Origin of the sequence: Vibrio sp. VPAP30 (genome assembly GCF_001188205.1) — a bacterium.
Classification (GTDB): Bacteria; Pseudomonadota; Gammaproteobacteria; order Enterobacterales; family Vibrionaceae; genus Vibrio; species Vibrio bivalvicida.
Genome location: NZ_LBLS01000036.1, coordinates 55,905 through 70,522, shown reverse-complemented (window position 1 = coordinate 70,522; position 14,618 = coordinate 55,905). Strand labels below are relative to the sequence as shown.

General features: G+C 40.8%; 9 protein-coding genes. All 9 read right to left on the bottom strand.

All coding sequences use genetic code 11. The features are described from left to right. Positions 1–1,326, bottom strand: a complete 1,326-nt coding sequence (locus ZX61_RS15740) for a DNA methyltransferase (protein ID WP_049845555.1) — start codon at positions 1,324–1,326, stop codon at positions 1–3. Between the two features lie 295 nt (positions 1,327–1,621). Then, positions 1,622–3,694: an ATP-binding protein gene (locus ZX61_RS24370; RefSeq protein WP_082173504.1), complete on the bottom strand. Its 2,073-nt coding sequence runs from the start codon at positions 3,692–3,694 to the stop codon at positions 1,622–1,624. Between the two features lie 281 nt (positions 3,695–3,975). Continuing rightward, positions 3,976–5,604 carry a Tn7-like element transposition protein TnsE gene (locus ZX61_RS15725; RefSeq protein WP_049845554.1) on the bottom strand — a complete coding sequence of 543 codons (1,629 nt, stop codon included), beginning with the start codon at positions 5,602–5,604 and terminating at the stop codon, positions 3,976–3,978. Positions 5,605–5,614: 10 nt separating this feature from the next. Beyond that, entirely contained in the window at positions 5,615–7,132 is a 1,518-nt protein-coding gene (locus tag ZX61_RS15720; protein WP_049845553.1) for a TnsD family Tn7-like transposition protein, read from the bottom strand. 2 nt (positions 7,133–7,134) lie between these two features. Beyond that, on the bottom strand, positions 7,135–8,793 hold the full coding sequence (locus ZX61_RS15715; protein WP_049845552.1) for an AAA family ATPase: 1,659 nt from the start codon (positions 8,791–8,793) through the stop codon (positions 7,135–7,137). Continuing rightward, complete coding sequence (locus ZX61_RS15710) at positions 8,793–10,877, bottom strand: DDE-type integrase/transposase/recombinase (RefSeq protein ID WP_049845551.1); 2,085 nt, start codon at positions 10,875–10,877, stop codon at positions 8,793–8,795. The genes ZX61_RS15715 and ZX61_RS15710 overlap by 1 nt, the downstream gene beginning before the upstream one ends. Next, positions 10,864–11,694 (bottom strand): heteromeric transposase endonuclease subunit TnsA, encoded by an 831-nt coding sequence (locus ZX61_RS15705; RefSeq protein ID WP_049845550.1) that lies wholly within the window; start codon positions 11,692–11,694, stop codon positions 10,864–10,866. The genes ZX61_RS15710 and ZX61_RS15705 overlap by 14 nt, the downstream gene beginning before the upstream one ends. Before the next feature lie 137 nt (positions 11,695–11,831). Next, positions 11,832–13,664, bottom strand: a complete 1,833-nt coding sequence (gene glmS, locus ZX61_RS15700; protein ID WP_049845549.1) for a glutamine--fructose-6-phosphate transaminase (isomerizing) — start codon at positions 13,662–13,664, stop codon at positions 11,832–11,834. Positions 13,665–13,747: 83 nt separating this feature from the next. Further along, positions 13,748–14,509, bottom strand: a complete 762-nt coding sequence (locus ZX61_RS15695; protein ID WP_049845548.1) for a DeoR/GlpR family DNA-binding transcription regulator — start codon at positions 14,507–14,509, stop codon at positions 13,748–13,750. Positions 14,510–14,618 lie beyond the last annotated feature (109 nt).

Below are 14,618 nucleotides of genomic sequence, written 5' to 3'. Positions count from 1 at the left end.
TCATCTCCGCATTATCAGGACAGTTTCTTTGCCCATCGTTGTCGCGACTTTATTTCTTGAAGGCATGCGCTTAGCGGGTATGTCTCTTTCTAGCTGGTAAACAAATTTGCAACCAAAACTTTCAAGGACTTCACGCATAATCTTATCTAATGGCACTTCTATGTTTGAGATTCTTCGATTGCCTAGTGTCCAAATCATATATGCATTGTCACGCAATTCATGAACTGCATTTTCAAGAGCCAGAGAGAGATCATAAACAAAGCTAATGAGCTTTTTTGTATTGTCTGGGTTCACTAGATAAATAGTCTCGATGCATTGCTTTAACGAAGAGGACTTATCTTTAAGCGCTTCATGCTTTTCTGCCGACTCTTTTAACGAGCCACCTAAGCTAGAGCTGTCAATTGTGTTTTGCTGACTCAGCAACTGTGGTCGGGTGCTTTCATTGATGTCGTTCATATCTATCCATTGCAATGGTAAATATGAAAACTGGCCGTATGTCACTGTAGTAGCGTTGTCACCATATGGCGGAGAGCTAATCAGCAGGTCGTACTTCGCTTTTGAACGCTTACGAGCCTTTGCATCTACATTCTTAATACTAACTTTGCTTACACCTTTTGAACGGACTAAATGTCCGTTGTCAGCAAGTAGTTGTTTTTGAGCTTTGATGTTTTCAACACTCTTAAGAATGTTTCGCTTAAAAATTTCTTCAGGCGAGCCAATTTTTTCAATTTGTTCTTCAGATTTAATATGAAGCTTGTAAGTTGAGCTCCTGGAGTTACATGTAGAACGGACAGTATTGCTAAGTGCTAACCAGAAGATCTTACGTGCCCATTTTGAAGGTTCGGCTTTAATTGCCAAATAAATCGTGCTCAATTCCATTTGAACATTTGGTAAAAACCATTTATCAATGCCAGTGAAATTTACGGCAACAGCATCTGCTTTACTTGTTTCGATAGTAAAAAGGAGGTTAGCTACTTTTTCTTGAAGTTTTGTGATGTATAAAGGGCCGCTTTTAACTTCACAAGCTAGAATCGCGAGAGGATTAATGTCATGGCCCACAAAATCGAGCCCACGCATCATTGCCTCACCTAATGTGGTACCAGAACCCACAAATGGGTCAAATACAGTTTTAATATCGTTATCTTCACTACGAATCGCATCAATAAGCTCGCCCTGCATTTGAGGAACCATCATAGCTGGATATTGAATTAAAGCATGGCAATGCTGACGACTAGAGCGACCTTTGAACGACCAGTAAGAATCGTCAGCTGATGAGTAAGCCTTGATTTGATTGATAATTGTTTTGTCATGTACAGTTAAAGGCATTTAGGTCGAACTCAAATTAAGTGAATGATTAAGAATCTAATGTATCTACATCGTTATTATCTAAGACATTTTATCATCATTTGGGCATAGACACCAGGAAGAGTAATCGTATTAAGCATCTATCATAACTTGGGCGCAGCTCTCGTTTCCCAATCCGATATCGATTCTACAGGGACTCCATTGGGTACCTTTCTTATGGCTCAGGGTGATAAATCGCAAACTACTTTTGAAAGCACGCTTAGCAACCACCTCTTACGTTGGTCTCACCAAAGCCATGCCCCTTCTACTCAAGAAACTAATTCTCAAACTGTTGATTAATATCATTCTCACTTACTTTAACTATGTGTAGAGCGCTCAATTCATCTTTATCTAAATGAACCAAAACATCACATACTGCCGCAAAAAAACCACAAGCATCAGCACATTCTTCTATTTTGGGCTTTGACAAAAATCTAGTAGATTGATGCGCTCCAACATGAGACAACTTAACTCCTAGTTTAATATTTCTGACATCTATTAGATTGGAAAACGTCCCATAGCTAATATCTAAAACTTCAGAGATTCTAGTTCTTAGTTTACTGTTTTTATTAACTAATGTCATTATTTGAACAACATTCTTACTAAGGCTATCGGGAATTTCTCTTTTTGTGGTTGATGTGAATTTTTTTACATCAAGCATACTAATTAGTTGTTTTTGTTTTTTCAGTACTTTATCAGCAGAAATTTCAAAGATAGCTCTAATCGAGCACGCTATAAGGGGTAAGTACTCATCACGTTTTTTGGTTGAATAAGCTTTATCAATTGCATAAATCAGATCTGACACTGTTTCTAACCTGATTTTATATTCAGCAGCTGAAGGTAGTGTAAACAATGAATTACCTAACACTTTGCCAGATATATTTGATACTTTTTTTTCAAATGACAAAATTACTTCCACTGAAACAAGGCCTGTCAGTTCATCTTTGTAACGGTATCTAACAATAACCTCTTTGGGTTCTTCGATAGAATTTAATACTCTACTGGATGACTCTTCATCATTGATAGTAATAGATACTCTGCTCTTATCTACTCTTTCACCTTTACTATCCCTTACTTGAAATATATAGTCATCTAGCCCAATTTGACTAGAAGGTATATGAAACTTTGTATGCTTCTTTCTATCTATTAATATAGATGCAACTTTAATTTCATTCTCACAAAGCTCAGCTTCGGGAAACGCTTTTCCAGTTGGATACAGTTTGCTATCTTTTTTTAATTCTTTCTTTAGTTCTGCACCTTTAGTTTGAATCAGCTCATTTAAAGATCTAAGATCATTTGTTAAGCTTTTTGTTAAACCATTTTCAACAAAGTTAGTTCTATCCGAGTTAAATTCAATATCACTACTTTCGCTTCTAATCAGAACATGACCTATTATTTGGGCTAGAGTATCACTTGATTTTTTCCTACGAAGTAAGTCTGGGTCAAAAAGCATTACATTGTTGAATAAGTTATTATTGACATACACAAGTGGGAAAAGTGCATTATCATGAACTCTTTTATACAAAGCAGAAATACCTTTTGAATTTCTTCCTTTCTGAAATTGGAAAACAATTAGTTCAACATTAACGCTATAGTCGCTTCTACTAATATCAAATGGTGTTTCATTTATTAACTTACCTAAATGATAGAATTCAATCATCCCTTTAAAAGAATTATACTTAACATAAAATAATTGATTTTCTTCACTTTCATTCTTAAACAATTTAAGCCCATTTGATGAAAGCACTTTTTCTCTATTTTCAACCTTTAATTTTATATTAAACCCTTCATTTATTATTGATGAAACCAACTTCTCTGATATCTTATTATCAGAGAGTTCAATAAGCAAATCGTCCATATCTTCTTTGCTAGTTGATATTATAATTTCAGTTCCATCTTCCTTTCCCACATCAGTAGTTATCGGTATTTCTACTCCTGAAACATCATCCCTAGATACTAAATCTGATTTTCTAGCAGAAAACATGTTGACCTCTCCATTCTTACATGTTCTCCATATGACTTTATCACCAAATTTAAAAGCAGAAAGAAAACCAAGACCTTTGGAACCTTGTGTAATTCTAGTTTTACCATCTTGCGTTATTTCTTTGCCATAAGTCTTTGTACTTCTTGATACATGGAAGAGAGAATCAATATCATGTCTTTCCATGCCATTCCCTTTATCCACAATAGTTATCTTATTCTTGGATGGTATTACGGTTATTGTTACTTCTGGTGAAAATGCATCGTAAGCATTTTTAATAAGTTCATTCAAAGCAAACAAGGAGGTAGGAATTTTGTTAGAGAGCTCGTTTATAATCTCTCCACCAAACCTTATTGATACAGATGTCATTTAACGGTAACCTTTTTACACAGATAAATAGCTGTAATGTACCCCTGATGGAGTAAACTTTCTAGCTTGTTGCTACAGATAAGAGATCTAAAGAGCTAATAGAAAGATAAATGCATCACTTATGCTTCCACTATTTAAGATACTTTCTTTTAGAACTCAATTGAATTGAATTTTAAATGGACAGAAAATTATATTTTAAGTCAAAATACAACACACTAATGTTGCTAAAACAATCGATATCTATGCTCTAACGTTCGTAACATCTGTTAGCAAAGATTAATTTACAACTTGTTTGCTACTCTGGTAGCCCAATCTAAGATTGAATCGGTTGGAATACCTGTCGGGTGCCCCTCTACTGATTTAGGGTGAGAAATGCCAATATGCTTTTTGGAACCAAACATGGTGTCCATCTCTTGTGTTGGCCATCCCAGAGACTTTGTCACCACACCTTTTTTGATTAGAGAAAACTGCTCTTTCCAGTTTCGTGTATCAATCTGTCGCACGCATTTGGTTGAGATCCATTTATTCAGCCCTGTTACGTCAATTTCAAGTAAGTAATTCACATGCCCATTTCGCTCCACGACAACACAACGTATCGTTCTCTTTGCACCAGAGTCAATCAAGTGGCATTTACTGCGTCCAACTTGGTCTAATTCATGAGTATAAGAGTCGATGATTATGCAGGCATATTTTTCCTCTAGCATTTGCACCATCATATTAAAAGCAGTAAAACGAGAGGCATACTCCTCTGATCTATCAGTACAATCTTGTATATCTCCGCCCATATCTGCGGAAGGTATCTCGCCATTACTACCAGGCTCATTGGTACTGACCTTATCACCAGCTTTCTTAGCTTCATCTTTGCTTCTATCTGGCCGATGACTCCTTTTTGGCGTTGTTGCTTTCGACGTTGAAAAACGATTTTTAAACCTTACTGAACAAGTATTTTCACCTAGTAAGAATGCATGGTTAGCATCGGAAGCCTCACGATCATCATCGATAATATGATCTTCTGGGCGCTCGTATGGTTCAGGGCATTTTCCACCAGTAGTTGGCTCTTGGCCTTCATCTGGATGCGTAAAAAAAGGGTTATGGAAATAGACCCTAGACGGCATTTGAGCATTAATTTCAATATCCGTGATCTTTTCAACCAGAAAGTAGCGGCCACTTGCATCAAGCCGACCTTCATACGAGAAAGACCACCCTGACATTTGAGGAGGATCGAAGTGAAATAGCCAGCGCTTATACCCCGCAGATACATCTCGGTCCTTCTCGACGTTAAAATATCTAAAAATCGATTCAAATGAGTGCTTTGCATTGCTATCAACGAGCAACCAGCTCAACATTGCTCTTGTTGCAGAATCATTAAATGCCGAAGGAGGAAAGTTTGATGTTTGCAACACTTCGATATTGGCATAGCCCCCCTTGGTGTTAACTTCGACCTTGAAGTCTGTAAGCAAACGAGAAGACATTAATGACGCTCGCGATAAGTAAGAGCTGGCATAAAATAGGACCCTTGCCAACTCTAGCTGAGGAATAATCAGTTTAGGGGCAGATACTCGGTCTAGTACAAATGCATGTTGCTCTGACTCTTTCTTTCTCAAAGACTCTGCTGATTCTGAGTCGGGGAATTCACTCAAGCTACTGTGTCGAAGGAACTCATTACTTCTAAATTTATGACGCCCTCGTTTAGCGTAACTTTCTGATAACCCTCTTTGATTAATTATTTTTCCTCGATACAAAGCAGGAACGTTAGAAAATGCAGTCGCATGAAAATTATTTTTCTGCTGTGGGGGATAGCACCAAACCTCAATTAAAGGCCGGTAAGACTTATCACTTTCCCGCACCAATATCTTACCAGTATGAACTACACGCACATCATCATCACACTTGTAAAACCTCGCTCCCATCAGTGCATCCTTATTTTAGATTTGATCCCGTGGCTAGCCAGCCAAGTAAGTCGTCGACAATTGGCACTATTCTTTCTTTAGGAAGGCTTGCTGAACGAATCAATTGCCAGCGACTCATTCCTGAACCTGTTTTTGATTTTGCGATTACAGCTATGACTAGCCGACGAGCTTGAAACTCAAAGACGCTTTCTTGATACCGATTCAAAGCAAAAGATAGCAAGGGTAATAAGTTCAGTTTTTTGCTCACCGAACCGTAATCATCTAGCTGCTTAAGTAAGAAATTTTTGCTTCTTCGAGGACCATCAACAACAGTATCTAATCGTTCTACAATCCTAATAAGCTGCTTAGTTAGTGATCGGTCTCTTGCTCTCCAATCTACTTTTTTCTGCCTTACATGAGGTTGGGATTGATGGACTCGATTGAAAGCTAATAGCCAATCTCTATCATTTCGGTACAGCCAAGCATACAGTGCACCACCACCAGGAAGTTTGCGTGCTCTCTTAACCGGGGCGTTACCTATTAAGTGACGCCACAGCTCACGTTTTTCTTCACTTGGATTTGGCACAAGCTGAGCATTGTCCTTCGGGATCGATACCGTCACTTTATCTTTTGATTTTACTTCTTTTATGATCTCACTAGCCGACATTTCAGGAATAAAAGCACACCAAACCGTTAAGTGCTGTAGATAGCTAAAAGCTTTACGATGACGGCGAAATAACGTGCGAAGCCAGTTAGTATCTCTATCAGAATTGATGGTTAGCTCAGGGGTAACGATCTTGCTTACAACTAAGTCCGCAATCTTATCGTGAGCAACCTGTTTAGGGCCTTTTCCACACCCAAAGTCGTGTGCTAGATGATTGTAGAAAAGGCTCCATTGATGCTGAGTCGGGGAGCCTTGGGCTGGTAAACACATTACCTCTTTGGCTTTGCTCGCTAAGTAAGCAAACCGCTGCGCTGTTATATTCTGGTGGTTACATAAAAAGGGCTGACATTGTATTCGGCCACATGCATGGTACGTGTGCCGACTATCATGGTAAGAGGTTGTCGATTTATTCAGAAGGCCGTGCTCAGGACAATAAGGTAAGGATGGTAAAAACCACAACCTAGACCAATAACTTTCCCCAAACTTTTGTTTTTGCTCCGCGACACAAGCTGGGCAAACACAAAAATTATCTGATGTTTTTACAATAGAAGCTGGGGCTCCTAGCATTAGATGAACAGAGCCCTTAGCGCAATGTTCCATTCGCTCCATCGCTCTAACCCTAATGCTTTCGTCAACAAAAGGAGCGTAAATCGGGAACATTGTATGTTCATAAATAAGCTGTTGGACGTCAAATCGTCCCGTGTTAACTAGCTGCTCTGATATTGAAGATAAATGACTAGGCAGGTCAATTGTCGCAATCACTTTTCTGTCACCATACACTTCATCTAGTAGCTGTTTAGAGCTTGTTATCGCACTGCGAATTCCAGCTCTAGCTACTAAGCTATAGATTAATTCATCTGGGTAAGGGACAGGGAAGCAACGCAATATTAAACCGCCTTTTCTAGTAATGACTGAATGTCTAGAATCAGACCCGAATTTGACATGGCGGTGTACACTTCGCTATCAGAATCAGATTGAGAGTGAACAAACCTCAAATCCTCACTATCAAGGGTATGCCATTGCGCCTGTTTAATTGAGGAGGCCCTCTTGCCTTTACTTGGCTTAGGCTCTTTTTTAGATAGTAACTGTTCAGGGTTAGTGAGTTGCTCATGTACCAGTGGCAATAAGCTGACCCATGTCAAATCTGGATTCAGGTCAAACAGCTGTCGTATTACAGGAGCTAAAAGTGTTGAGTCAAACTCGTCTTTTAGGGCCATATATACACGTCGCTCTTCATCGGTTCTGAGCTGTTGATATGCAAACTCCTCTGGTGTCTGCTTAACAGTTGTTGCTACCTGTTTTTGTAACTCAAGTAACCTTTTATCAGTATTGCTTAGTTTAAGATCTGAAAACTTAATCATTTCTTCAACATCACCTGAGCGAAGCGCTGCTAGCATTGGATGAACAGGTTTTAATTCATCCTCATAAACTTGTTGCATTAATTTAGGTGTGATCCTTTCTACTTTTGTCGCTATTGCTCTCAACTGACACAAGACATATAGCTTAACCACAATATCTAGAACACCTTGGCTCAGGTCATACCATAGAGAACGAATGTCATCCGACAGCACCTCATCACGCTTTTGTAGCCATTGAAGAGTCCATAACTTATCCGTGAGCGCTTTCCATTCTCTTCCTTCTTCCATTGGATCCCAAAAAATCGCTCCAAGACCAGAGCCTCGCCTTGCAGATCTCATATCAGCCTCAAAAATCTCACGAGCTCGTGGTGTCCCGACCAAAATCACAGGAAGACCAATGGTATTTACTAACGTCACAAAGAAATTGAGCATTTTCTCAGAGCCACCAGAGCGAGAACGACTAAGGTGCTGTATTTCATCAATAATAAGAACACCTACTGCGTGAGCATTTGCAACCTGAGCCATTGCTGCTAAAAGTGTTTCAATACTCGGTCTTTTGCTCATCGAGTATTGTCTTTCGTAATTTGATGTTCCTAACGCTCTATCCATCGCACGAAAAAAGTTCAAGCACAGCTCTTTAAGTGATCCATCATGGGAGCAGTCAATTTTTAGATAGACGACTTGCTCAAGGTTTCTGTCAGGGTGGTAAATAACTTGAGGGTATAACGACAAAAGCTGCTTGATCGCTGTTGTTTTGCCATTACCGCTACATCCAATCAATGTCATACTTTGGGCTGTAGAACTAACTTCCGTGAACTTTATAGCCTTTAAATCACCAGTTAATACACGTTCGTAACCATTTTGTATATGTCTTGCCCAATCACCTGTTTCGGGGTTTCTTCCAACATAACCACGCCGTATCATCAGTGACAGTCGTTCGTGCAACTGTATGTGCTGACTGAGGGGTTGAAAAAAATCATCAATAACACGACAGATACTATGCGCTCTTTCAATACCATTTCGATGGATATCTTCTGCGGTACACCTCAACGAGCCCTTTAGAGCACTCGAGTCGTCCAAGAAACTATTTATTGGTGGTAGTGCCTCTATCAGCGGGTTACCTCGATAAGCTGAGAGTGTTGCACCCTGATAGACTGCAACTACACGATGATCTTGATTTCTCTTCATCAGCTATCACCCTCATCATCAAAGAGCTCCGGTATGAAGTCAGGCAGTTGATAACTTTCCTCCTCTCCATGTATAGGTATAACCGGTGCAACTTCTTCTTGTTTTGCCCTCGCGGGCTGTATTGCTAGTTCCTTTCTCTCTTGCTCTCGCGCATTCCGTTTATTGCCTTTGATGTCATTTATCTTTTGCGCGTTGCTCAATGTACTGGTTTTACGATTTTTTGTAGCTTTCTTCAGTTTCTTTTCAAGAAGATCATCAAAATCTCGTTCTACGGGTGCAAATTGATACTTAGCTTCAGCTAAAATCTGCTTTTGATCTGCTTGACGCTCCCATACTTGATACCAAGTTAGATCACGGAACTCTCTACTTCGACTAGAAAGATCACAAACCCAAAATGTATTTTTTCCTTCTTCAGGAAACAGATATATGTGATTAGCAGAACCAAGCTCATAGGCTGCAAATAGTTTTTTAGGCCTAGAGACTTCAGAAGAGCGGTGCATCCAACCTGTCTGAATAACTTCTTTTCCTGTGTAGGTTAATCCCCATAATTTTATGCCTAACTCCGATACAGTGACTTTTTGACGCGGTAACAGTAGTATTTTTGCAATATCCGTATCGATGGCTCGTAAACGTCCAGTACGATGCTGTAGTCCCCACCTCCAAAGCTCAATAGGGATCGATGGAAGGCTTTCTGGCATATCAGGAGCACGATCGTACTTTTCTAATGGTTTGTTTAAGTTGTGAGCAAGTATTGAATAGAGCAGTATTTCAATAAAGTCTGATCTCGCCACAGCAGCTTCAACTCTATAATCTTTTTCACCATGCTTCTTAACCTTGTTACCAGTTACGACACCTGGCAAATAAGGCTTAAACTTAGCTTGTAACGTACCAAATGATCTTTCGACGATACCTTTGGCATCACCCCGTCGAGGAGGAGCACTTTCAAGGCGAACTCCTATAGCATCAACCAAATAATTTGCTTGATGACTCATCAATTCACCGCGATCGGCTAGCAGAACATCGGGAATACCTACACAGGGCCACTGCTCTTCAGAAATATCGATTCCATATTCTGCGCAGGCTTTTACTTTGCTATCAAAGCTGCATATCAGTGCCTTCATTGCAACGGGAAAAGACGGGTTATCGAAACCGATATAAAAGCCAGCAACCATGCGGCTAAAAACATCAATGACCATATAAATGGTCGGTCGACCAATAACCTTGTCTGAGTCGTCATCATCTACTAGGTAAATATCGGCGATGGTGGCATCAATTTCGTATCGACTGCCTGGGCCTAATGCCTGCTCGGTAGCAGTACCATGAAGTGGTCTAACATCTTTTTTGTAATTTCCTTGAGGCGTCTGCACCGTGAGCTGAGTGGCCTTTGTATATTCGGTTTTGTAAAAGTATTGAAACTGGCGAAGTGTCGGAATTTCATGCTCTTCAGCTTCAGGATGTTTGAGCTTGTAAGCCTTAGTAAACTTGATATACGAATACCGAATTGAAAAGCCTTTATCGTTCATCAGATACTTATCACAAATGATTCGAAATTGCTTTCTGACACTTTCGGTTACTGGCTCTCCGCATCCAATGCCATATATCCTCCGTCTACCAGCTTTGCTAGTCGTGAAGTTTCTTCTTTTTCCACCTGCACCAGAGTTTTTATAATCAGGTAAAAGAGCATTCTTAATCTGACCTCTTTGCCAATAGCGCCTCAAGAGTCGATAGAGCGTAGGTTTTCCTTTACCCGATTCAGCAATAACCTGATTAAGCCTGCTCGCTCGAACTCGCTTGTCAAATGCCTCTTCACCTTCAACGATAGGCTTTATAAGTTCATAGTTGCGTTGGCTTTCCAAATAACTACTAGATGCTTGGTCCCAAGACTCACCTTGGAGGTATGAGTAGGGGTCAGGGATCTTTTCTAAACGCCCCTCATCAGTCCAATTGCAGCATTCATCGAAATAGACTCTTTCAGGTAAACCTTTGTTCTCATCAATAGCAATCCAATAGAAGTAGCTTGTCTCAGTAAAAAGAATGCGATAAGGCTTGCCATCAAATGATAGGGTTTCATTAACTCGCCACATAGCTATGCCCCTCATCAAAAGCTACACCTCTAAATACAAGGTCTCTTGCTCGCAAGCTATGGAAAGGATATCGAATATCAAACGTGATAAGCCTAGCAGCGCACATCAATCGAAGATCGAACATAGAGTCTCCTAACTTCTGTCCATAAGCCAACTCATATTCTTTTGCAATTTCAACCACTTTTCTGTCAGGAATGCGAGAGAAATAAGCTTTCATGTGGTTAAACGTTAGCAAAAGCTCATCGGTAATCAATTCATCGAAATACCCTTTGACGCCATATAGCCACTCAATATTATCCACAACGACTTTATCTATTTCTTTTTCCGTGACTAGGAACCACGGGATCTTTTTTAACTGCCAATAACGACGTTCAATTTCAAGTTTTTCGATAGTTCTTGAGTCTTTAAGGGCATTTTTATACTTGGCTTGGATAACAAATCTAGGCTGAACTTTAGAAGAGGTGTTGACAAAAAAGTCTGACGACATCACTTGATTAACCCCATTTACTGAAGGGTGCCAAAGCTGATGTTCCTGGCAGATATTTAGCGTGTCATCCCTATTGAGTGGAAACTGCTCACGAATGTCAGTTACGGCAGGGTTATGATCAAGAAGGAGAAAAATAGCGAATTCGAGGTCCGATAGCACATGATGAATACGGCCCGTTAGGTGAGAGTAGACCCTTTGAGATCTACCTTCGGATGGAACCTCATTCACGTACAGCCACGGTTTATAGTTAGAAAGCTTTCCTGAACCTCGGCCTTCTTTAATCCGCCTGATGATTTGTTTTTCAGTTAAAACATACTTTGATTTTGTCATAACAAAAACCCGGTTAACTTTTAATCAGCTTAACCGGGTTTAAAAAGTTTTCAACTTTAATGTCTTAGTTCCAAACTTTATTGTTTAGTTTCAATCTTTATTGTCTTACGACACTTATTCAGATACCAATCCTGTCGTTACTCAACCGTTACTGCTTTCGCTAGGTTACGTGGCTGGTCAACATCTGTCCCTTTAATCAAGGCAACGTAGTAAGACAGTAGTTGCATCGGGATAGTGTAGTAAATTGGGGCCGTGATCTCGCTAACGTGCGGCATTGTAATGATCTTCATGGTCTCATCCGCTTCAAAGCCAGCATCTGCGTCTGCGAATACATACAGCAAACCACCACGAGCACGAACTTCTTCAACATTCGACTTTAGCTTTTCGAGCAATTCATTGCTTGGCGCGACAACAACAACTGGCATATCTGCATCAATCAGAGCGAGTGGGCCGTGCTTTAGTTCACCCGCAGCATACGCTTCAGCGTGAATGTAAGAGATCTCTTTCAGTTTTAGAGATGCTTCCATCGCAATTGGGTAAAACTCACCACGACCTAAGAATAGTGTGTGGTGCTTATCTGCAAAATCTGTAGCCAGTTCTTCGATATCTTTCTCAAAAGACAGTGCTGCGTTGATTTGCTGTGGCAGAGCATGTAGCGCGGCTACGATCTCTTGCTCTTTCTCTTTGCTGACGCGATTTTGTTGCTTACCTAACGCAGTCACTAACATTAATAATGCAGAAAGCTGAGTTGTAAAGGCTTTAGTCGACGCTACACCGATTTCTACACCAGCACGTGTCATAAAGGCAAAGTCAGATTCACGAACCAACGAAGAGCCTGCAACGTTACAAATCGTCATTGCTGCCATGTAGCCTTTCTCTTTGGCTAAACGCAGTGCTGCTAACGTATCAGCAGTTTCACCAGACTGAGAAAGCGTAATCAAAAGGCTATTCGGACGAGTCACAAACTTGCGGTAACGGAACTCAGAAGCAATTTCGACATCACAGCTAACGCCAGCAATATCCTCAAACCAGTAACGTGCGGTCATACCTGCATTGTAAGAAGTACCACAAGCCACGATTTGTACATGCTCGACTTTACTTAGAATTTCGGCCGCGTTGACACCGATCGCTTCCGTTACGACAGAATCTGCCGTGATACGGCCTTCCATTGTATTGATTAGTGCTGTCGGTTGCTCGTAAATCTCTTTTTGCATGAAGTGGCGGTACTGGCCTTTATCACCTGCATCATGTTCAGCGTTAGACTCCGTAATCTCTCGTTCAACACGCTCACCTTCAGCATCAAAAACCGACACATCACGGCGAGTGATTTCAGCGACATCACCTTCTTCTAGGTACATAAAGCGACGAGTCACATTAAGTAGGGCAAGCTGATCAGAGGCAAGGAAGTTCTCACCAACACCTAAGCCAATTACGATTGGGCTGCCTGAGCGAGCGACAACAATACGTGAAGGGTCTTTACGATCTAATGCAACGGTACCGTAAGCCCCTTCAAGCTGTTTAGCTGTCTTTTGTACCGCCTCAAGTAGCGTCTCTGAGGTACGCAGTTCCCACTCAACCATATGAGCAATCACTTCAGTATCAGTTTGAGATTCAAACACGTAACCACGAGATTTTAGCAATTCACGCAGCTCTTCGTGATTTTCGATAATCCCGTTATGCACAACTGCGATGTCACCGGACATGTGTGGGTGAGCGTTCGCTTCAGAAGGTTCGCCATGTGTTGCCCAACGAGTATGCGCAATACCAGTCCCACCAACGACTGTCGCTGAATCTACCGCGTCGGCTAGCTCTTGCACTTTACCTAAACGGCGAACGCGAGACAGGTTCGACTCACCATCAACAATCGCCACACCCGCAGAGTCATAACCACGGTATTCAAGGCGACGCAATCCTTCGACTAAAATTTCAGCGACATCTCGTTGTGCAACAGCACCGACGATTCCACACATATTCAACTCCAATTTATTGATTCCGATTTGGCAGCAAGCAAAGGCCATATTCGGAGAAGTAAGATTAAAAAATTAGTTTAACGTTATGCACAAAGCACTTTAACGCCATGAGATTCAATTTTTGTTTTTAGTTCTGGGTCTAAATCTTTGTTAGTAATTAAGATATCGATGACTTCCCAGGCTAGCTCTAAGTTAGGTATCTTTCTGCCGATCTTTTCAGACTCAACCATCACTATCACTTCTCGGGACACTTCAGCCATAACCTTGCTTAGACCAACAAGCTCATTGAACGTGGTCGTCCCACGGTCAAGATCCACACCATCAGCACCGATAAACAGCTGATCAAAGTCATATGATCTTAGGGCAGACTCAGCAACTTGCCCCTGAAAAGACTCCGAGTGAGCATCCCAAGTGCCACCCGTCATTAATAAAGTCGGTTCACTTTCAAGCTCGTTAAGCGCGTTAGCAACATTAAGAGAATTTGTCATCACGACTAAGCCGCGCATGCCATCAAGCATTCTGATCAGAGCACCTGTTGTACTGCCACTGTCGATCACGATACGGTTATGCTCACGGATCAGCTTGACCGCAGCCTCTGCCAGCTCATTCTTTCGAATCGAAACATTCTCATTCATTTCGTCACTAACAACTTCTTTTGGTAATGCAATCGCACCGCCATAACGACGAAGAAGCTGACCATTTTTCTCTAAAGAAGCTAAATCCTTTCTAATTGTGACCTCAGAGGTTTCAAATTGAACGGAGAGTGCTTCGACACTGACCTCTCCTTGCTCATTGACCAGATTAGAAATCGCGTGCCTTCTTAGTTGAGTGTTTCGTTTCGACATTTGATGAACACATATAAGTTTCGAACTGAAAGGAATTATAGTCAAGTCGAAACATTTATGTCCATTTATTTCGATCCAAAAAATTAATAAATAGCGCAAAAACCTTGTC

Coding starts and splice junctions, on each gene's coding strand:
- ZX61_RS15715 (WP_049845552.1), bottom strand. CDS start 8,793: ATGAAGAGAAATCAAGATCATCGTGTAGTTGCAGTCTATCAGGGTGCA.
- ZX61_RS15695 (WP_049845548.1), bottom strand. CDS start 14,509: ATGTCGAAACGAAACACTCAACTAAGAAGGCACGCGATTTCTAATCTG.
- ZX61_RS15725 (WP_049845554.1), bottom strand. CDS start 5,604: ATGGGAGCGAGGTTTTACAAGTGTGATGATGATGTGCGTGTAGTTCAT.
- ZX61_RS15710 (WP_049845551.1), bottom strand. CDS start 10,877: ATGTGGCGAGTTAATGAAACCCTATCATTTGATGGCAAGCCTTATCGC.
- ZX61_RS15705 (WP_049845550.1), bottom strand. CDS start 11,694: ATGACAAAATCAAAGTATGTTTTAACTGAAAAACAAATCATCAGGCGG.
- ZX61_RS15740 (WP_049845555.1), bottom strand. CDS start 1,326: ATGCCTTTAACTGTACATGACAAAACAATTATCAATCAAATCAAGGCT.
- ZX61_RS24370 (WP_082173504.1), bottom strand. CDS start 3,694: ATGACATCTGTATCAATAAGGTTTGGTGGAGAGATTATAAACGAGCTC.
- glmS (WP_049845549.1), bottom strand. CDS start 13,664: ATGTGTGGAATCGTCGGTGCTGTTGCACAACGAGATGTCGCTGAAATT.